20 protein-coding genes are annotated in these 20,510 nt (G+C 41.3%); 7 read left to right on the top strand and 13 right to left on the bottom strand.

The genetic code is table 11. The features are described from left to right. Positions 1-156 precede the first annotated feature (156 nt). From ACEWB7_RS14160 to ACEWB7_RS14140, 5 genes are all read right to left on the bottom strand, one after another. Positions 157-744, bottom strand: a complete 588-nt coding sequence (locus ACEWB7_RS14160; protein ID WP_034702946.1) for a YceI family protein — start codon at positions 742-744, stop codon at positions 157-159. Positions 745-873: 129 nt separating this feature from the next. Beyond that, the gene (locus ACEWB7_RS14155; RefSeq protein ID WP_312317248.1) at positions 874-1,329 is read right to left on the bottom strand and encodes a GNAT family N-acetyltransferase; all 456 of its coding nucleotides are present in this window, start codon (positions 1,327-1,329) and stop codon (positions 874-876) included. A gap of 183 nt (positions 1,330-1,512) precedes the next feature. Then, the gene (locus tag ACEWB7_RS14150) at positions 1,513-1,728 is read right to left on the bottom strand and encodes a hypothetical protein (RefSeq protein ID WP_312317247.1); all 216 of its coding nucleotides are present in this window, start codon (positions 1,726-1,728) and stop codon (positions 1,513-1,515) included. 135 nt (positions 1,729-1,863) lie between these two features. Then, on the bottom strand, positions 1,864-3,852 hold the full coding sequence (gene tkt, locus ACEWB7_RS14145) for a transketolase (protein ID WP_312317246.1): 1,989 nt from the start codon (positions 3,850-3,852) through the stop codon (positions 1,864-1,866). Between the two features lie 441 nt (positions 3,853-4,293). Further along, the gene (locus ACEWB7_RS14140) at positions 4,294-4,677 is read right to left on the bottom strand and encodes a prepilin-type N-terminal cleavage/methylation domain-containing protein (RefSeq protein WP_312317244.1); all 384 of its coding nucleotides are present in this window, start codon (positions 4,675-4,677) and stop codon (positions 4,294-4,296) included. Between the two features lie 472 nt (positions 4,678-5,149). Here ACEWB7_RS14140 and metK point away from each other — a divergent pair, with 472 nt between their 5' ends. The 3 genes from metK to ACEWB7_RS14125 all read left to right on the top strand — a co-directional run bounded on the left by metK (position 5,150) and on the right by ACEWB7_RS14125 (position 8,461). Next, positions 5,150-6,316 (top strand): methionine adenosyltransferase, encoded by a 1,167-nt coding sequence (metK, locus tag ACEWB7_RS14135; RefSeq protein WP_004786281.1) that lies wholly within the window; start codon positions 5,150-5,152, stop codon positions 6,314-6,316. Between the two features lie 338 nt (positions 6,317-6,654). Further along, positions 6,655-6,999, top strand: coding sequence for a hypothetical protein (locus tag ACEWB7_RS14130; protein WP_180003928.1), 345 nt, complete (start codon positions 6,655-6,657; stop codon positions 6,997-6,999). A 250-nt stretch (positions 7,000-7,249) separates the two neighbouring features. Beyond that, complete coding sequence (locus tag ACEWB7_RS14125) at positions 7,250-8,461, top strand: YeeE/YedE family protein (RefSeq protein WP_411580917.1); 1,212 nt, start codon at positions 7,250-7,252, stop codon at positions 8,459-8,461. A 46-nt stretch (positions 8,462-8,507) separates the two neighbouring features. On the opposite strand, the gene ACEWB7_RS14120 is transcribed toward ACEWB7_RS14125, so the two are convergent. The 3 genes from ACEWB7_RS14120 to ACEWB7_RS14110 all read right to left on the bottom strand — a co-directional run bounded on the left by ACEWB7_RS14120 (position 8,508) and on the right by ACEWB7_RS14110 (position 11,118). Beyond that, positions 8,508-9,017: a hypothetical protein gene (locus ACEWB7_RS14120; RefSeq protein WP_312317235.1), complete on the bottom strand. Its 510-nt coding sequence runs from the start codon at positions 9,015-9,017 to the stop codon at positions 8,508-8,510. 62 nt (positions 9,018-9,079) lie between these two features. Then, positions 9,080-9,859, bottom strand: a complete 780-nt coding sequence (locus tag ACEWB7_RS14115) for a TIGR03915 family putative DNA repair protein (RefSeq protein ID WP_312317232.1) — start codon at positions 9,857-9,859, stop codon at positions 9,080-9,082. Beyond that, positions 9,859-11,118 (bottom strand): putative DNA modification/repair radical SAM protein, encoded by a 1,260-nt coding sequence (locus ACEWB7_RS14110; protein WP_312317230.1) that lies wholly within the window; start codon positions 11,116-11,118, stop codon positions 9,859-9,861. The genes ACEWB7_RS14115 and ACEWB7_RS14110 overlap by 1 nt, the downstream gene beginning before the upstream one ends. Before the next feature lie 208 nt (positions 11,119-11,326). On the opposite strand from ACEWB7_RS14110, the gene ACEWB7_RS14105 reads away from it, so the two are divergent. Next, complete coding sequence (locus ACEWB7_RS14105; protein ID WP_312317227.1) at positions 11,327-12,370, top strand: nitronate monooxygenase; 1,044 nt, start codon at positions 11,327-11,329, stop codon at positions 12,368-12,370. A gap of 59 nt (positions 12,371-12,429) precedes the next feature. Here ACEWB7_RS14105 and ACEWB7_RS14100 read toward each other — a convergent pair whose 3' ends face one another. Both ACEWB7_RS14100 and dusB read right to left on the bottom strand, forming a co-directional pair. Next, positions 12,430-13,107: a hypothetical protein gene (locus tag ACEWB7_RS14100; RefSeq protein ID WP_034702927.1), complete on the bottom strand. Its 678-nt coding sequence runs from the start codon at positions 13,105-13,107 to the stop codon at positions 12,430-12,432. Between the two features lie 245 nt (positions 13,108-13,352). Continuing rightward, positions 13,353-14,378: a tRNA dihydrouridine synthase DusB gene (gene dusB, locus ACEWB7_RS14095; RefSeq protein WP_034702925.1), complete on the bottom strand. Its 1,026-nt coding sequence runs from the start codon at positions 14,376-14,378 to the stop codon at positions 13,353-13,355. An 80-nt stretch (positions 14,379-14,458) separates the two neighbouring features. Between dusB and ACEWB7_RS14090 the strand changes: the two genes are divergently transcribed. Together ACEWB7_RS14090 and ACEWB7_RS14085 are read left to right on the top strand one after the other, a co-directional pair. After that, positions 14,459-15,664 (top strand): DUF1615 domain-containing protein, encoded by a 1,206-nt coding sequence (locus ACEWB7_RS14090; protein ID WP_034702923.1) that lies wholly within the window; start codon positions 14,459-14,461, stop codon positions 15,662-15,664. After that, positions 15,631-16,296 carry an HAD family hydrolase gene (locus tag ACEWB7_RS14085; RefSeq protein WP_034702922.1) on the top strand — a complete coding sequence of 222 codons (666 nt, stop codon included), beginning with the start codon at positions 15,631-15,633 and terminating at the stop codon, positions 16,294-16,296. The genes ACEWB7_RS14090 and ACEWB7_RS14085 overlap by 34 nt, the downstream gene beginning before the upstream one ends. Before the next feature lie 53 nt (positions 16,297-16,349). Here the strand turns inward: ACEWB7_RS14085 and ACEWB7_RS14080 are convergent, their stop codons facing one another. Continuing rightward, positions 16,350-17,444: a fatty acid desaturase family protein gene (locus ACEWB7_RS14080; protein WP_004786314.1), complete on the bottom strand. Its 1,095-nt coding sequence runs from the start codon at positions 17,442-17,444 to the stop codon at positions 16,350-16,352. A 14-nt stretch (positions 17,445-17,458) separates the two neighbouring features. Further along, a complete protein-coding gene (locus ACEWB7_RS14075; protein WP_312309445.1) occupies positions 17,459-18,523 on the bottom strand; it encodes a ferredoxin reductase in 1,065 nt (354 codons plus the stop codon). Between the two features lie 153 nt (positions 18,524-18,676). Here ACEWB7_RS14075 and fabR point away from each other — a divergent pair, with 153 nt between their 5' ends. Then, positions 18,677-19,354 (top strand): HTH-type transcriptional repressor FabR, encoded by a 678-nt coding sequence (gene fabR, locus ACEWB7_RS14070; protein ID WP_004786319.1) that lies wholly within the window; start codon positions 18,677-18,679, stop codon positions 19,352-19,354. 47 nt (positions 19,355-19,401) lie between these two features. Here the strand turns inward: fabR and ACEWB7_RS14065 are convergent, their stop codons facing one another. Continuing rightward, positions 19,402-20,202 (bottom strand): alpha/beta fold hydrolase, encoded by an 801-nt coding sequence (locus ACEWB7_RS14065; protein ID WP_034702914.1) that lies wholly within the window; start codon positions 20,200-20,202, stop codon positions 19,402-19,404. Between the last annotated feature and the right edge of the window lie 308 nt (positions 20,203-20,510).

The following is a 20,510-nucleotide window of genomic DNA, read 5'->3' as shown; positions in this document are numbered from 1 at the left end:
CATGAAATACGGTATTCTGATGTGACAAAACCTGAATCCTGGTCGTTAAAGTGTTTGTTTGCACTCATATTTTAACTGTTAGGACTCAGGTTTTTTTATTTAAAGCAAACTATGGGACAGCAGTGCCCAATTGGGTGCTTTTTTAATTTGTCACTCTTACTTTTTCGGAGCAGGTACAGAAGCCTCGGTAGTAATGTTTACTGTAATTTTATCGCCCACATTTGGAACATAACCACCTACCCCAAAGGCTGAACGGTTAAATGAAGTGGTTGCATTGAAACCAATCGTTTGTAATTTAGTCATTGGATGTACGCCTTGTTTATTTAAAACTGCATCCAGTACCACAGGTTTAGTGACATCTTTCACGGTTAAGTTGCCGGTGATTTTATATTTGTTTTTGCCTAAAGCCTGAACTTTAGTACTTTTAAAAGTAATATTCGGATATTTGGCGACATCAAAAAATTCTGCTGTCTTAATATGGTCATCCAGTGCTTTCACATTCGTATTAATGCTTGCAACCGGGATGTTCACATTGACCGAAGAATTCGCAGGTTTTTCATTATCAACATTAATGGTGCCTTGGATGTCACTGAAGTTTGCAGATGGCGTAGAGAAACCAAAGTGGCTCCAAGAGAAAACAGTTGCTGAATGAGTCGGGTCAATCGTATAGGCCACTGGTTTTGCCATAGAAACTGTTGCTACAGATGCGACCGCCAAGCCTAATGCTAATGTTTTGAAATTCATGTTTTTATCTCACGTTTTGGATGTTAATAAGTGTATAGAATCTGGAACCGTTTACAGCCCTAAAGATAAAACGTTTTGTTGCAGCGATGAAACGATAAAATTGTAAGTTATTTTTTTAATTTTTGAGCTTTAATCCATACGGTACTGAATGAATCCTGTTTTCTTGGCGACTTTGTTATACAACGCTTGTGCCTGATGGTTTGATTCCTGAGTCAGCCAGTAAACCCGGTCGCAATTACGCTGCTGCGCGACCTGATAGACATGTTGAATCAGCTTGCGCGCCACGCCTTGTCCGCGATAGTCCGGATGGGTAAATAGATCCTGCAAATAGGCATAAGGTCTTACTGTCCAGCTACTGTTATGTTCGATGACATGCACAATCCCAACGACCTTTCCATCTATCAGCGCCGCAAAACCGTACATTGAATCTAGCTCATAATTGGTTAATTTATCCCAGGTATTTTTACTTACCTCATCCGAAATTTGGGTCTGATAAAAGCGTTGATAGTCTTGCCATAAAAATAGCCATTCTGGCTGTGATATTTGCTCTAAAGATTTGATCTGGATCTGGGATGATATTTCCATATTGAGTAACTTCTTTGGTTTATGTATTTAATTATCTTTAAGTCAATTACTTACGATACAAGTCATTAAGTTTTTATGATGACATAAACTTAGATTTATCTTATCTAATGTTCATAAGCAACTGCCAGATGAAAATCATCCGATATAAAAAAAGCCCCGCTCAGGGACTTTTAGTATTTTCTATTAAAGTTTTTCAACCAGAATACGATCCACCTGTTTCAAACCAGAATGCTTTTCATGGTTCTTGCGACGTACTTTAATGATTTTTTCTTCAGCCATTTCCTGAAGTAATAGCTCAACCGCCACCATTGCTTCAAGGGATAGATCCTGCTCGATCCATTTCTGCTCGCCTGCATCCATTAAAGTAATTTCATCACTAATTTGTTCATACAAGCTCATGTTTATCTCACTCTTTCATTTCAATTATGGGAGAACACTTTTTAGCGGTTGCCACATGAAAACAAGGCTAGAAAGCGGAAAAACAAAAGACGCCCCAAAACTGGGGCGCCCTTAAAAAACCACTTAATCAGTTGATTAAGCAATAATCTCTTTTACAGCTGCTACAACAGCTTCAGTTGTAATGCCGAAGTGTTTAAACAGGTCTTTAGCAGGTGCAGATTCGCCATAAGTGGTCATACCGATCACACGGCCATCCAGACCTACAAATTTCCACCAGTAATCCACATGTGCAGCTTCAACCGCTACACGCGCACGAATATTTGAAGGAAGAACCGCTTCACGATACGCAGCATCCTGTTTCACGAACTCTTCAGCACATGGCATAGATACGACACGCACACCTTCAAGCTGTGCATATGCCTCCATTGCAAGAGAAACCTCAGAACCAGTCGCAATGATAATCGCTTTCAATTCGCCTTTTTCTTCAGCTAGAACATAACCACCTTTCGCTACATTCTCAATTTGTGCTTGAGTACGAGTTTGGAATGGCAGGTTTTGACGAGAGAAGATCAACGCTGTTGGACCTTCTGAACGCATTAAAGCTGATTTCCAGGAAATCGCTGCTTCAACGGTGTCACATGGACGCCATGTATTCAGGTTTGGTGTACCACGCAAAGATGCGATTTGTTCGATTGGCTGGTGTGTAGGACCATCTTCACCCAGACCGATTGAATCGTGAGTATATACATGGATCACACGTTGTTTCATCAGTGCAGACATACGTACTGCATTACGTGCATATTCCATAAACATCAGGAATGTTGCTACATAAGGAATGAAACCGCCATGCAGTGCAACACCGTTGGCAATCGCAGTCATACCAAATTCACGTACGCCGTAGTGAACATAGTTACCTGCTGGATTGTCCTGTACGCCTTGGGCGCCTTTCCAAAGTGTCAGGTTAGAACCTGCAAGGTCAGCAGAACCACCTAGTACTTCTGGTAGTGAAGGCACAAGAGCTTGTAACGTATTTTGGCTCGCTTTACGTGTCGCAATGGTTTCTTCTTTTGCATTTACTTCAGCGATATAAGCATCCGCTTTTGCAACGAAGTCAGCTGGAAGATCACCAGAAAGACGACGTTTTAATTCAGCTGCTTCTGTTGGATATTTTGCTGCATAAGCGGCAAAAGTTTCATTCCATGCTGCTTCAGCTTGTGAACCTTTATCTTTGGCATCCCAAGCTGCGTATACATCCTCAGGAATGACAAATGCTTCGTCTGACCAGCCAAGCGCTTCACGAGTCAGTACGATTTCGTCATTACCCAAAGGAGCACCGTGACAGTCTTCTTTACCTTGTTTGTTTGGTGAACCTAAACCAATCACTGTTTTACACATGATGATGGTTGGTTTGTTCGCTTCAGCTTTTGCTTCAAGAGTGGCTTGACGGATTGCATCAGCATCATGACCGTCAACTTTGATCACTTGCCAACCATAAGACTTGAAGCGTTGTTCTGTATCGTCAGAGAACCAGCCTTCAACTTCACCGTCAATCGAAATACCGTTGTCATCATAGTAAGCAATCAGCTTACCCAGACCTAAAGTACCTGCCAAAGAACATGCTTCGTGAGAAACACCTTCCATCAAGCAGCCATCGCCCAGGAAGCAGTAAGTGTAGTGATCTACAACTTTGATATCTTCCTTGTTGAATTGCGCTGCTAAAGTTTTTTCAGCCAGTGCAAAACCAACAGCATTTGCGATACCTTGGCCTAATGGGCCAGTGGTTGTTTCAATACCCGGTGCATAGCCCAATTCTGGGTGACCTGGAGTTTTAGAATGAAGTTGACGGAATGCTTTAAGATCTTCAATTGAAAGATCATAGCCCGTTAAATGAAGAAGTGCGTATTGAAGCATAGAGCCATGGCCATTCGACAATACGAAACGGTCACGGTTAGCCCAATTCGGATTTGTTGGGTTATGGTTTAAGAATTCGCGCCAAACCACATCAGCGATATCTGCCATCCCCATTGGAGCACCTGGATGTCCTGAGTTTGCTTTTTGCACAGCATCCATTGCCAATACACGAATTGCGTTTGCAATACGACGTTCATTAAGCGGGGTTGTCATAAATCAGCGTCCAAATAAATTCAGAAGAAATAGGAAATGATGAAAAGACTTTCAAAACTGTCGTCTATTGTCTTAAAAAAACAGCGAGGGGTAAAGACTAGCCTACAATATTTATCAATTTATTGATCTTGTATTTACCTATCGGATAAATATTCTGCACTTTTAAGGTGCATTGTCTGACTAGAGTTTAAGTTAGATTCTAATAAGATGATAAATCTGGGATTATTCTTAACTATTTTTTATAAATTAAACTTTTACAATATGTTGAATTCCTTTTCAGGATACCTCCAAATAGCAATTAAAATAGAAGATCCAGATTTAAATAAATGATCTTTTCCAGGCTATAAAAATGTATATGTGAATATATATTGTTTGCCCCAGATCCTCAGACATAAAAAGATAAAGGTTGAAGTTAAATCAGACTAATCGATACCACGAAAATTATTGTCCTCGGCAATCTTTAGGTAAATAACGCTGATTGATATCGCTAGAAGAACAACTGCCGCTATAAACATCAAAAGCGATGGATTTTCCACGGATTGCCGTATCTACTCCATCCTGCCGTAGCTTAAATTCTATCCGGCAAGCTGCATTGATCACGACTTTTTCAATATATTGGGTTCCGCTGCCAATTTGACGGCCCGCATCACAATGTCCATCAGAGGCAATAAATTGAGTTCGATAGCCACCTGCCTGCTCAAAAACCTCCGCTAGTTGGCTTCGCACTACATAACTGTGATAACTCATGCCTGCTACTGTCGCCAGAATGGCAATAATCGTGAGTACAATCATGACTTCAATCAAGGTAAACGCCTTTTGATACATGCTTTTCCATCTCCGTACAGTCTTTTAAACAAGTCCATACCAAAAGATTTCGCCACTTCCTGACAGGCGGTTTGTGAAGACTTGAAGCTACTATGCAGAGTCGTACTATTTGCAGCAAGGCTGTCTGTCGTGTGATCAATACACCCGCCTTAATTTATTAATAGAATGATCACTTTCCTTGATATTTTAGACACTCTAATTTTTATATTTTTCTTAGTATTTGGTTCTACGAATTTATCTGGAAATCTCGCGGCTTAATAAGTGCTCCTTATCAATTGACAGACTATTTATTAACTTTATTAAATGAATCCACCCTGCTGTTTAATTAGGCATATCAGTTTTTTTAATTCCAATAATCAAATAAAAGCACAATAATTTGAAACAATTTCGTGCAATTTTGTCGAGTTACGCTAGTCCTAGAGCACAAGTCGATGTAACATATCGGGTCTTTAAATTTAACTGTGATAGGACTATGCGCGAGTACGCTGTATTTACTTCGGAATCTGTAAGCGAAGGCCATCCAGATAAAATGGCTGACCAAATCAGTGATGCTATCTTGGATGCAATCTTAAAAGAAGACCCATACGCACGGGTTGCTTGTGAAACGCTTGTAAAAACAGGTGCGGTTGTACTTGCCGGTGAAATCACAACAACTGCGAACATCGATTTTGAAGCGGTTGTCCGCCATACCGTTAACAGTATTGGTTATCATCATTCTGACCTAGGTTTTGATGGTTCGACCTGTGCGATCATCAACATGATCGGTAAGCAGTCTCCTGAAATTGCTCAGGGTGTAGACCGTCAGAAACCTGAAGATCAAGGTGCTGGCGACCAGGGCTTGATGTTTGGTTATGCCAGCCGTGAAACTGATGTACTCATGCCTGCTCCAATTTCTTATGCGCACCGCTTAATGGAAAAACAGGCTGAATTACGCCGTAACGGTACATTGCCTTGGTTACGTCCAGACGCAAAAAGCCAGGTGACTTTCGCTTATGAAAATGGCGTGCCTGTTCGTCTAGATGCTGTTGTGCTTTCAACTCAACACGATCCTGAAATTTCACAAGCTCATTTAAAAGAAGCTGTGATTGAAGAAATCGTGAAAAAAATCATTCCTGCCGACATGTTCCATGCAGACACCAAATTCCACATCAATCCGACCGGGATGTTTGTGATCGGTGGTCCTGTAGGTGACTGTGGTCTGACTGGCCGTAAAATCATTGTAGATACTTACGGCGGTATGGCACGTCACGGCGGTGGTGCATTCTCTGGTAAAGATCCATCAAAAGTTGACCGTTCTGCTGCTTATGCAGGCCGTTATGTTGCGAAAAACATTGTCGCTGCGGGTCTTGCAGATAAATGTGAAATTCAGGTGTCTTATGCAATTGGTGTTGCCGAGCCAACTTCAATTTCAATCAATACCTTCAATACAGGCAAAGTGTCGGATGAATTGATCGTTCAATTGGTTCGTGAGCACTTTGACCTGCGTCCATATGGTATTACCCGTATGTTGAACCTGATCCAGCCAATGTATAAACAGACTGCGGCTTATGGTCACTTTGGTCGTGAAGGTTCAGATACTGCATTTACTTGGGAAAAAACTGACAAAGTCGAAGCACTTAAAGCATCTGCTGGTCTATAAGTTTTCAAGTTTTAAAAGCTCGCTTTATGCGGGCTTTTTTTATGGCTTCTACTTTTAGCCTGACAAAAATTGAGCTGGAAATAGTTGTGTTTTGTTACATCTAAAATTGCATACTAAAGCGAGTCTATGCATTCTTTATAAGCAGTGAGAAACAATCCATACAAGGGTTTGTAAGAAAATACATTCAAATAATCAGACGATTTATATTGAGTGAAATTTGTATAAGCCTTTATAAAAATTACATTTAGTGAACAAATTCTGATCTAATTATTAGCATAAATTCAAATAAATACTCGCTAGACTGTTTTCGACCTTACAACTACAAAGGATATGACACGATGAATAAATTACTTGTTGCTTTGGGTTTAGTTGCTACCGTAACACTGGTGGGTTGTAATAAAGAGAAACAGCCTGAAACTGGCGCGACTACAGGTGAGCATTTAGAAAATGCTGCTACTCAAGCCGGCCATGATATGGAAGATGCCACTCATGAGGCGTCTCAAGAAACTGACCAAGCCATGGATAATGCGGCAGCGAATGCTTCCCGTGCCGCTGATGAAGCTGCAGCTGCGACTTCTCGAGCAGCCGATGCCACTGCTGAAGCCGCTAAAAATGCGACTGCTGCAACTGCGGGTGCTATTGAAGAAGGTGCAGGTAAAGTACGCGAGAAAGCTGAAAATTAATTTTTAAAGCTTTCAATCTTTAAAAGCCTGCTTTGCAGGCTTTTAAACTTTTTATACGTTTCACTATTAGACGGGTGATTGTTCTAATTAAAATGATATCTTCTAAAATAATCACGACCTTATATCATTTAAAGTCATAATTATTATCAGTTATCAGGATGTTTAATTGACTCTAAGAAGCCCTAGATCAGCCCATTTTAGTGAGAAATTGCGTAATATACGCGACTTTATTTTTAAAACTTGATCTCCCATGTCTGTTATTGCTGCGTCTTCCCAGCGATCGAATCTCTCGGTCTGGGTGGCTTTTATTTTACTTATACTAGGAACCGTCGGTGCCTATCACATCGTAGGTCTAAACCAGGCTCTATTATTTCTGGTGGGTGGTGCACTGGGTATGACCTTGTATCATGCCTCGTTTGGTTTCACCTCCAGCTGGCGCGTCTTTATTAAAGAACGTCGTGGTCGTGGCTTACGTGCGCAAATGATCATGTTAGGTCTTGCTGTATTGCTATTTTTCCCTGCTTTAGGTGCAGGTGAACTGTTTGGTAATCCAGTTCAAGGCTTTGTCAGTCCAGTTTCACTTTCTGTGGTAATCGGGGCATTTATTTTCGGGATTGGCATGCAGCTCGGTGGCGGTTGTGCATCAGGCACACTTTATACTGTGGGTGGTGGCAGTGCCCGTATGCTGGTGACCCTGTTTTTCTTCTGTGCCGGCTCACTGATTGCGACTTCGCATATTGACTGGTGGTTTAACCTACCTCATTTCGCACCTATCTCTATTGTAGAAAGTTTTGGTGTCATTCCTGCACTTGTTTTGAGTTTCATTATTTTTGCTGTCATTGCGGCTGTAACTGTATTTTTTGAAAAGAAACGTCATGGCAGTCTGGAAATTGAAGCTCAAAGCCAACATCAGGGCTGGAAACGCTTTTTACGTGGTCCATGGCCATTAATCTGGGGTGGAATCATTTTAACCCTGCTTAATTTTGCTACTTTGGCGCTGGCTGGTCGTCCATGGGGGGTTACTTCTGCCCTTGCTGTCTGGGCCGCGAAATCTGCAAGTTTTGTTGGAATTGATGTAGCCTCTTGGGCGTATTGGCAGCAACCAGCAAATGCCAAAGCCTTATCTGAATCGCTCTGGTTCGATATTACGTCCATGATGAACTTTGGCATTATACTTGGTGCATTATTGGCTGCCAGTCTGGCAGGTAAATTTGCTCCGAACTTCAATATTCCAAAACGTTCATTGGTTGCTGCAGTTATTGGTGGCTTGATGCTTGGCTACGGCGCTCGTCTGGCTTATGGCTGTAATATCGGTGCCTATTTTAGTGGTATTGCTTCGGGCAGTGTACATGGCTGGTTATGGCTGATCTTCGCATTCCTCGGAAATGGTTTAGGTGTAAAACTTCGTCCAATTTTCTTCCCAGGTGAGAAACCTCAACCAGAAAAATTGACTGGTTGCTAAATAAAAAAAGCCCATCTTTACGATGGGCTTTTTTATAGCTTCATACTTATAACGCAGCTTTTAAATTACAGCCATAATTCATAGTTTGTTGAACCTGGCGATAAGTCGTATAACGATCCAGAATAAAAGTATAGAATTGATCGCTAGATACAAAATTGGATTTCAGGTCTTCATTCTCGGCTTTAGGTAATTGAATCTCGTCGAGCAGATTCAGATTATAATGCCCTAAGCGATACATCTCGGCAAAATAGCCATTCATCATGTCACAATAGGCCACTTTACTGGATTTTAGAGCAGTCCGGCTGACAGGATGCTGATTCAAGGTTTGCAGGTTATTCACATCCAAAGGCAGCTGATGAGAAAAGGCAATACTTTCTAGTTTTTTAAATTGCTGAAAGTCCTGTGCCAACTTACTATTTAGATCATTAAAACGTTGCTGTAATTCCTGTGCACTTTTAACCTGATATTTACCCGGATCTACTGCTACTTTCTGTTGCTCTGCTGAACATGCAGCCAATCCAGTTACCATAGCTAATGATGCCAGCCATACCTTCATATCTATACACTCGATCTAAATATTAGCTGTCATTATGCCTTAAACTTGGGCGAAGATTTTATTTAAAGTACTTTCTCATTCATATAACGCCAGTAGCGTTTAGGTACATACTGGATATGCAGTTTCATATTTTGTCGTGCCTGAATATTCACGCTTTTAAAATAATCTTTCCAAAGCTGATCATAGAGTACTTCATCATCATCCAGTTCAATACTAAAAGACTGACTATGTCCAATCCGGATTTGTGGATCAACCATTTCTGCATTCATCTCTATCTGATGTACATCATCTAAATCGTAATAGATGCCGTACTGGCGCTGCTCATCATAAATTAGCCAACATTGGTCTTGGTAACGTTCCTTAAAATGCCGGGAAATGATCGGCAGAACATTAAAATCCGGTTTGACCAGACTGAGGAATAAACCATCTTTGGCTTTTTTGAAGCGGACAAAAGCTTCCATACGATGCTTTTCACGCCCGACCTGTTTGCACCATTGTGACATTCCAATGACTGCATGATGGCCATAATCTTTATCAACCGGCCGCTGGTTTTGAAATACATAAACTGCAAAATCGAATAGGTTCTGAAATGCCTGTTCTTTTTCAGAAAGAAAAGCATAATAAAAGGCTTTTAAACTTCTGGATGATACTTTCTGTTTTAAGCCTTGCCAGACCCGCTGTCCCTGACTTTCATTCGGAGCTACATGAATAAAATCATCGAATAAGCCATTTTGTGCCTGCGGATTAGCCGTCACTTTGACATCAAACTCTTTAAACTCAAAAGCCCGAAATACACAGCTTAATAAACCGGTCATGGTGCCATCAAAACAGTACTGTGCCATTAGAAACCGAATCCCAGTTGAGGTGACAGTTGCTGCTGATATTTGGATTGACCGGCTTGTAAAATTTGCTGGCGAATCTGCTGGGATTGCTGCTCCTTTTTAAATTTTGGTGTATCTGCACAGCGGATAAAATGCTGCGCCCGGTTATACGCCACGCCCATCCGTTTTAGTTGATCGATATGAATCTGACCAAAACGGCGTGCCTGTACAATCTTTTTGGCAGAACGTACTCCAATACCCGGCACGCGTAAAATCATTTTGTAGTCGGCTCGGTTAATATCAACCGGGAAAGCCTCAGGATGGCGCAAAGCCCAGCTCAGTTTTGGATCAATATCCAGATCCAGATTTGGATACTGGTCATCCACAATTTCATCTGCTTCAAAACCATAAAAACGCATCAGCCAGTCAGACTGATATAGACGATTTTCTCTTAATAAGGGTGGCGCTGAGCCAATTGCGGGTAAGGCTTTTTCTTCAGAGTTAATCGGAATATAGCCAGAAAAATACACGCGTTTCAGCTTAAATTCCTTGTAGTGCTGATCAGCCATCAAAATAATATCTTTGTCCGTTTCACTATGCGCACCGACCACCATTTGCGTGGTCTGCCCTGCGGGAACAAATTTGGGAACGGATTTGATGATCTTACGTTCATCTTTCAACTGGATTAAGCGATCCCGCACAATTCCCAGATCTTTTTGCACTTCTGTATGGGTTTTCTCTGGGGCAAACTTTTGCAAGCCTGCTTCGGTTGGCATTTCCAGATTGATACTCATCCGGTCAACGTATAAACCTGCTTCAGTAATGATCTCCTGCGATGCTCCCGGAATGGTTTTAAGATGAATATAACCATTAAAATTTTCTTCAAGACGCAGCTTTTTCACCACCTGCAACATCCGCTCCATGGTGTAATCTGCCGATTTAAAAATTCCCGAACTTAAAAACAGCCCTTCAATATAATTACGGCGATAAAAATTCATGGTCAGATCGACCACTTCCTGTACGGTAAATGCAGCACGTTTTACGTCATTGGAACGACGAGAGACACAATAGGCACAGTCAAAAATGCAGACATTAGAAAACAGTATTTTCAGTAATGAGACACAGCGACCATCTTCAGTATAACTATGACAGATCCCGTTTCCGGTATTGCCCAAGCCTTTGTCTTTATTTTTACGGTTACTGCCACTCGATGAACAGGACACATCATATTTGGCTGCATCAGCTAAAATTTGTAGTTTTTCTCGGATACGATCAGACATGATTTCAGCAAGTTGTTGGCTAAAAACCTATTATAAATTTTCCCCGCGATGCACTATAGCTTTCCTGTCCTTGTGGCGACATCTCATGTCGTAACAAATGTAATTGAACCGTTATCCATACAGCATTATTTCAAAATAAAATAACCAATATGATTTGCTTAATTCTGCGGCTGTAGGCAAAGTAGATAGAGTAACAGGGAGCAAATCTATGTCTTTATTAGAAAAACTTGGAATAAAACATCCTATTTTTTTGGCCCCTATGGCAGGCGTTTCGACACCTGAACTGGCAGCAGAAGTTTCAAATCAGGGTGGTCTGGGTTCGCTCGGCTTAGGAGCCAGCAGCGTAGAGTCTGCGCGTCAGCAGATTTTAAAAACTCAGGAATTTACAGATTGTCCATTTCAGGTTAACTTTTTCTGTCATGACAGCCAGCCTCTTGATGAAAACGTAGCTCAAGCCTGGATTAACCAGTTTAAAGATAAATTTGCTGAATACGGAATTAATCCACCCACTCAATTGAACTGTATTTACCCAAGTTTTAAAGACAATGATGACTTCCTGAATCTGGTTCTGGAAACCAGACCATGTGCGGTCAGCTTTCATTTTGGTATTCCTCTTCCGCATCAGATTCAGGCTCTAAAAGATGCCGGTATTCTGACGATGGTATCTGCAACCAATTTTGCTGAGGCCAAAGCCATTCAAGCAGCAGGGATTGATATCATCATTGCTCAAGGCATTGAGGCTGGAGGTCACCGGGGTATCTTTAGTACCAAATTTGATGCCTCAGTCAAAACCTCCAATCTGGTCAAGTTAATAAAACAGCATTTTTCACTGCCGGTGGTTGCTGCAGGCGGAATCATGAATGGTGAACAAGCTCGTCAGATGATAGACTTTGGCGCTGAAGCAGTACAATTGGGTACAGCATTTGTTCAATGCAAATCTTCAAATGCCAATGACGCCTATCGTAAAGCGCTACTGTCCAAGCCGCTGACTCAAGTTAGTGCTAGCATTTCCGGCCGCCCAGCGCGTGGCATCATTAATCACTGGCACATAGACGTAGACACGCCTAATCGTCTGGATGTTCCTGTCTATCCGTATACTTATGATCTGGCCAAGCAGTTACATGCAGCAGCGTCCAAACATGGTGATCAGGGTTATGGCGCGTTTTGGGCAGGTTCAAATGTGGCGCAAATTCGTGAGATGGAAGCCTCTGATTTAATTAATCAGTTAGTACTGGAAATGAAACAGAAATAAAAAAAAATTATTTTTAAAATAAAAAACCTCTCCAAAGAGAGGTTTTTTATATCGATTCTTTAACGCGTCATACGATGCCAAGCATCTTTGATCGCAAATTTTGCTTCTTCCCAATTCAAACGAGATTCACCTTTTACCTGTTCCCATTTGGTTCGTAATTCAGGTTCGGCATGTTCGAAGTCAGTCTGACGATCATATAGCGGACGGTTTTCATAACCCACCCGATAAGCACCACGATAGTCACGATCATAGTCTAGATCACTGTAGGTGGTACGTGATTCAGTATAGTACGGACGGTTGGTATGCTCAGTTCTCCAGTAATCATCTTCCTGCTTAATCGTGTCCGGATGCTGATAATTATCTGCCTCTGGATGATTTTCTGGATGCTCGTAGTTATCCGTCTGTTTCGGATGATCAGATGAAGCAATATCATTCCCTGCAATACCGCCTACAACACCGCCAATGATACCGCCTACTACTGCCCCTGGAGGACCACCTACCAGACCGGCAGTCGCTCCAACTGCTGCCCCGCCTAAAGTACCTGCACTGGTAGCAAGTACATTATCCTCACCTTCATTCATATCTGGCACACGAGGATTATCTTTTTGAGGTGAATTCAAATCTGGTCGAGCACTGGCATCTGTTGCATCTTGATTTAATGCGTCACTACGTTCCTCTGGTAATTCAGTCGAGGTTTTATTGCCAAAGTCTGTAACTGGACGATTGGTATTTGTCATTATAGATCTCCCTTGATCATGAGAATGAACAAGATTGAATAAACATCTTGCCATGCTAGAAATTCAGCTTAGATCAATTTCACGTAAACAATGTCCATGTCATGTCCAGTTTCAGTGAACTTAATATGCGGCTATGTTCGATAAAGGTCTGAATGTAACGGAAGCATATAAAATCTTAGCTATAAGATAAAAAAGGTACTGTATTTACAACAGTACCTTTTAGAAGAACTAGGAAATCTCTCTTTTTATTTGGTTTCTAGAAGATTCACCTGATCTATTTGTACATCGCTCATGATATGTCCATGTTCCAGTAATCCATTAAAATAGTTTTCCACCACTTTATATTGATCGGCGGTGTTTTCTACCTGATACATATTTTGACGGAATTCATTGCTGGAACGTAAACCTTTGGTATACCAGGCAATATGCTTACGTGAAATACGACAACCTGAATATTCACCATAAAACTCATAAAGCTCAGATAAATGCCCTAGTAGCACCTCTTTCACTTCAGCAATACTTGGCGCAGCCAGATGCTCTCCGGTTTTTAAATAATGTGCAATTTCACGAAAAATCCAGGGACGGCCTTGTGCAGCACGGCCAATCATGATGGCATCTGCACCTGTATAGTCCAGTACATATTTGGCTTTCTCAGGGCTATCAATATCTCCGTTCGCAATCACGGGAATATTCAGCATCTCTTTCACTTCCTTGATTAAGGAGTAACGTGCCGTATTGAGGTACATATCTTCACGAGTACGGCCATGTAATGCCAGCGCTGCAATCCCCGCGTCTTCAGCACGTTTTGCAACTCGCAGAATATTTTCATGACCGTTGAGATAGCCCAAACGGGTTTTTAAAGTCACAGGAACATCAACTGCAGCAACAACTGCATCTAAAATACGTGCAACCAGATCTTCATCCTTTAACAAGGCAGAACCGGCCAGCTTATTACAGACTTTCTTTGCTGGACATCCCATATTGATATCAACAATTTGTGCCCCATTTGCGACCTGATAGCGTGCTGCCTCAGCTAAGTCATGCGGATCAGAACCAGCTATCTGCGCTGAGATTGGTGCCAGCTCACCATCAAAATTCGCCCGATATAAGCTCTTTTTGCTCATGCGCAAGGTCTTGTCAGAAGTCATCATTTCACTGACTGCATGACCCGCACCGAAGTACTTGCATAAGGTTCTAAATGGACGATCGGTGACACCTGCCATAGGAGCGACAATCAAATTATTTGACAGTTGATAGGGACCAATATACATATAAATTCATCACTTTTCTGATGGGCATAGTATACTGCATCTGCCTTGTTCACTCATCTTTTCAATTTATTTACGACACCATGAACAAATATTTTGCTCAAGCTTTTTCTCTTAAGTCCTTATCCCTACTTGCTTTATCTATTAGCCTTGTAGGGTGCGGCAATGGTTCATGGTGGTCAAATGATGAACCAACTCTTGAAGTTGAACATATTCGCAAAGCCATTCCAGGCCGTGTCAGCCAGCGTGAATCCTGGGCACAAGATATTTATGACATCACTGACCAGCTCGGTATTCCACAAACCAAAGAGAATATCTGTTCAATCGTGGCAGTTGTCGATCAGGAATCTAACTTTAATGCAGACCCGGTAGTTCCTGGTCTTGGTGAGAAAGCCGTTAAAGAAGTTCAGGAACGTCTGGAAGAAAAATTTAAAGATAAACTTGGTGAAAGTATCGGTGGAACAGTTGCAGGATATTTCCAGGATGTACTGAAAAACCAGCCAAGTCCAGAAGACAATTATCTCAGTCAGATGCGCCGGGTCAAAACCGAACGTCAATTAGATGAACTTTATCGTGAAATCTTTGATTACATGGCCAAGCATTATCATGTAAGTGCACTGACAGGTGCTGCCAAACTGTTTGGACAAAATATTGGCGAAAAAATGAATCCGATTACAACTTTGGGTTCTATGCAGGTTCATATCAGCTATGCCAAGGAATATAAACGTCAAGGTGGCAGTATTGCTGATTTGCGTAGTGACCTGTATAGCCAGTACGGCGGACTCTATTACGGGATTCATCGATTGATGATGTACCCTGCGGATTATGAAAAACCGATTTATCGCTTTGCTGATTATAACTCCGGGATGTATTCCAGCCGTAATGCAGCATTCCAGAGCATGTTAAATAGCTTAACCGAAGCTGAATTGAGCCTAGATGGCGATTTACTGCTATATACTAAAGATGGCGCGATTCGCTCACAAAAGAGTCAATCTGAACGAGAGCTCATCAGTGTTTTTGCAAAAAATAATTTTATTATTACTGAACGTCAGATTCGGGCGGATTTAAAAAAAGAAAAAGTTAAAGATTTTGAAGATACTATGACTTATCGTGGCATCAGTAAACTTTATCAAGAAAAAACCGGTAAAGAGCCAATTTATGCGATGATGCCAGAAGTCGTGATCTCAGGTCCAAAATTGAGTCGTGAGTATAATACTAACTGGTTTGCCAGCCGTGTCGATGGTCGTTATCAAACATGCATGCGCCGCATCAAAAACATAAAACTCTAGCTTTATTTGATTTTGATGGAACCCTGTATCCTTATGACAGTTTTACAGGGTTCATTTTCTATGCCTTAAAAAAAAGGCAAATTCTAAAACGTGGACTTCGTATTCTTCCTTGGATTCAGGCTTACTATCTTAAGCTCTATCCTGCTCATGCAATGCGACCGAAGCTGTATTACACTATGTTCAGAAATAGTCATGCGCAGGAAATTCAGCAGCTTGCCAAAGAATATGCACAGCGGCTTGTTTTAAGATTGAATCCCAAGCTATTAAAGCAACTCAAACAACACCAGCAACTCGGGCATCAAGTCGTTCTCGTTTCAGCCTCGTTAGATTTATATTTAAAACCGGTTTGTACCTATTTAGGCATTGACCTGATTTGTAGTGAAGTAGAAATTCTGACAGGCAAAATGACAGGTTTATACAACACACCTGATTGTAGTAAGGACCAGAAGAAAAGTAGAATCTTGGAAAAATATAATTTAGAAGATTATGCTGAAATTTATGCTTATGGAAATAGTGAGGAAGATGAGGCAATGTTAAGCCTTGCACAGTATGCTTATCTGGAGGGCCGAGATAAAGTACTTCCACTACTTGAAATGAATTTATCCGAGTCTGAGCTTAAAATAATTAATTAAACTGAGAATAATAAAAAACCGCTATGAATAGCGGTTTTTTATTGAAATCTATCTTACTTCTTAAACGGAAACGCATATTTCACGATACGTTTAATCACGCTGCCATACTGTTTTACCAGACTGGCATTATTATAGTTTAAGCCGTATTTTTTACATACCGCTTCTACTTTTGGTGCCATTTGACGGTAACGGCGTGCAGGCACATCTGGATATAAGTGGTGTTCAATCTGATGGCTTAAATGTCCAGTCAAAATATGAAACGCTTCAGAACCAGTCAAGTTTGAAGAACCACGAATCTGGCGCATATACCAGTGACCACGGCTTTCATTTTCCATCACAGCTTTCGGAAACACTTCTACATCTTTGGTAAAGTGACCACAGAAAATAATACTGAAAGTCCAGATATTACGAAGGCCATTTGCCACCAGGTTACCTGTCAATACCGGTAATGCTGCAGGACCTGCAATCAATGGAAAAAATACATAATCTTTGAATAATTGCTTGCCAATTTTACGCTGCATTGGCTTCCATTCTTCAAGAGTTTGTTCTTTGGTTTTACGGCCTTTGAAGTATTTACCCAATTCAAGGTTTTGAATGGCTACGCCCCACTGGAATAACAAGCAAAATGGAATACTGTAAATTGGCTGTAATAAATAACCTGGTTTCCAGCGTTGCTCAGGGAACAAACGCAACAAGCCATAACCAATATCATCATCCATGCCTTTAATGTTAGTATAAGTATGATGCTTGAAGTTATGGGTTTGACGCCAGTTGTCTGAAGTTCCGACAATATCCCACTCGTAAGTCTGGCCATTGAGCTTCGGATCATTCATCCAGTCATATTGACCGTGCATGACATTATGACCCAATTCCATATTTTCCATGATTTTGGCAAAGCCTAATAAGCCTGTACCCAACAACCATGCTGGCGGGAACCATCCTGCAAATAATAAGGCACGACCTGCAATCGATGAATAACGGATACTCGAATATACGCGACGGATATATTTGGCATCTTTTTCACCTAAATCATCCAGCACTTCCTGTTTGATGGCATCAAGCTCACGTGCAAGTTCATCTAGCTCAGACTGGGTCAGTTCACGGTTTTTAGGATTTTTAAAATACTGTAATTTTACTGGCATATTCATAGGATAAAACTCGCTTATAAGTCGATGACAAGGTCAGTCTGCGCTGAGTTAACACAAATTTTTAAAAGATTACCCGGCTCGGTATTTTGTGCGCCATTGACCAGATTCTTGGTTGAACCTTCCGCTTTATTACAGGCACATTTATTACAGATGCCCATACGACAGCCATGGGTCGGTCGGATATTCTGCTGTTCCAGACTCACCAGAATCGACTGGCCTTTAGGAATCGTGACGATTTTTTTCGATTGAGTCAGGGTTACATTGACAAAACCAGTATCAGCTTCATCATTCAAACTCATGCTGAACGCTTCACTTTTGAACAGTTTTGCTGAAGCAAACAGTCGTTCCGCAGTCGCAACAAAACCTGATGGTCCACATGCATAGACCGTGCTTTGTTCCAATGCCTGTAATTGATCTAAATAAGATTCATCAAGACGTGGCGCAGCTGGTTGTTCCTGAGTTGCGAATACCTGATAAGAAAAATTTGAATATTTTTGTGCCAGCTCTTCAAAACGTGCAATAAAAGCAGCATCCTGATTTTTCTTAACCCAGTACCATAAAGTCACTGGTGCATCCAGTTCAGCTTTATCTTTTAAAGCTTCCAGCATACTCAGCATTGGGGTGATACCACTACCCGCAGCAAGCAAAAGCAATGGGCTGTCCTGTTCTGGCAAAGTCATGTCACCGAAAGGTTGACCGAATTCAATGATATCGCCGACTTCAGCCTGTTCAGCAAACCAGGTAGTAACTTTACCCGCATTCACTTTTTTAACCGTCAATAAAATATGCTGCTGATCAATACGGGTCAGACTATAGCTACGTTCATAACGAATGCCGTTCACCACCACAAATACAGGATGATGCTGGCCCGCCTGACCGAACTGGAATAAATGATTGACACGAATCGTCAGGCTCAGCATATCCTGCGCAGCATGTTCTTTGCGCACGATCTTGCCTAAGGGCTGATTCATCGACCATAGAGGATTTAATTTCTGCATCCAGAAATTAATCGCATATGGATCAATCACACTCTCTTTCAGCGTATTTAATGGCGTTTTAAGCTTTTCGAGTACAGGCATCGTTTTAGACATCACCTTGGATTTTTAATTATTATACACTTGTATATATATTTGTATATACATTTGTATTGTTTCTAATCATTTCACAAGCTGGACTGCCTTCGTTATAATGTGTTAATGCCTTTTACTAATCACCTCATGAATGAGCCTTCAATGAAAATAAGCAGTGACGCGTCTTTACCATCGAAAAGCATTGATGAGCCCATTATTGTCCGTAGTGTGGGCCGTAAAGCGACCATTACCAAGGAAGAACTGTTCCAGGCTGCTTTAAACCTGATCGGACCACAAAAAAGTATTTCATCTTTAAGCTTGCGTGAAGTTGCTCGTGAGGCTGGAATTGCTCCGAACAGTTTTTATCGTCATTTTAAAGATATCGATGAACTGGCGATTGAGCTGATTGATCGTGCCGGGATTGTGCTGCGTCAGATTCTCAATGAATCTCGTCTAAAAGCATCGAAACAGAACAGTATTATTCGTAGCTCTGTTGAAGTCTTTATTGCTCAGCTGGATGCTGATGAAGGCAATTTAAGCCTGTTATTACGTGAAGGCTATACTGGTTCAAAATCTTATAAACAGGCAGTCGAACGCCAACTTAATTATTTCCAGCAGGAGCTTCAGGAAGACCTGATCCGTCTGGAACGACTAAATAATAAAAAATTATTTCATCCCGAGATTGCGGCCAGAGCGATTACCCAACTGGTATTTAATATGGGTGCCAATGTGATCGATATGGCACCTGAAGACCGTAAGGAAATTGCGGAACAGACCATGATCATGATTCGCATGATTCTGGAAGGTGCCCGTCATCTGGATCAATCTCAGATCCGTTAAGCCAGCTGAAAAAAAAGACTCTTAGTGAGTCTTTTTTATTACCAAGATTAAAGCTTATTCAATCTGGCTTTAACATGGTTTGCCGTCATTTCCGGATGCTCTAGTGGAAACATATGTCCGCCCTGCACCACCGAATAATGAATTTGGTAAACCTTATGCATGCCTTGTGGTAAACCTTGCTGATAAAACTGGCTGCGCTCTGCTGTGATTAAATGTATCGGAACCTGGGGTGGTTTTCTTGGTGTACGCCACCACCAAGCCGGTACAGTCCGGAAAATTTCTGCCTCAATCTGTTTGGGAATGGCTAAAGTTACCCCTCCACGCTCTTGATCAGGCACAATCCCGCTTTCGATATAATCCTGAAAACATTGCTCATCAAAATGCTTAAACAGACGATTCGATCTCAGCGCTTCAACGGCGTCCTGTTTAGATGGCCAGTAATCTTTACGTTTTAGGGTAATACCTGCCGGAGTGAAACGGTCAATACTTTTTAAGTTGAGCTTTTTCACGACTTCAAACAGTGCACTGTTTTTACCAATCACGAAAGGTGGATCCATGATCACCAGTTTGGAAAATAAATCCGGACGTTGATAGGCTGCCATTAAAGTTATCAAACCACCAAATGAATGTCCCAGCCCAATCACCTTTTGATCCGGAGATTGCTGCTGGATATCCTGTATCACTTCATTTACTAGATAACGCCAGTCTTTGGTAATTGGATAGGCTGGATTCATCCCGATCAGCGGAATTGCCTTGACCTGATATTCATCCTGAAAATAATTTAAAAACTTGCGATAGCTTGCCGATGGAATGCCATTGGCATGAGTAAAATGCAAAACCTGTTTCATTATTTTCTTTGATCATTTCTTTATAAAGTCTGAAAGAAGCTTAATATTGAAATGCAAAATTATACAGAACCAAATTCACCAATCTATGACCTTTAAGTCACTCCTGGCTTACATCGGCATATGGTTCGTTATTTTTTAGAAATAGCCAGATTTTGCATCAGTAAAAAAGTGGCTCCACAACCACTGCTGTCCCATAGTTTGCTTTAAATAAAAAAACCTGAGTCCTAACAGTTAAAATATGAGTGCAAACAAACACTTTAACGACCAGGATTCAGGTTTTGTCACATCAGAATACCGTATTTCATGAG

The sequence above is a fragment of the Acinetobacter sp. NIOH-H-8 genome (assembly GCF_046635365.1).
Classification (GTDB): domain Bacteria; phylum Pseudomonadota; class Gammaproteobacteria; order Pseudomonadales; family Moraxellaceae; genus Acinetobacter.
Note: the sequence above shows the minus strand (reverse complement) of the source record. Positions and strands in the feature narration are given on the sequence as shown.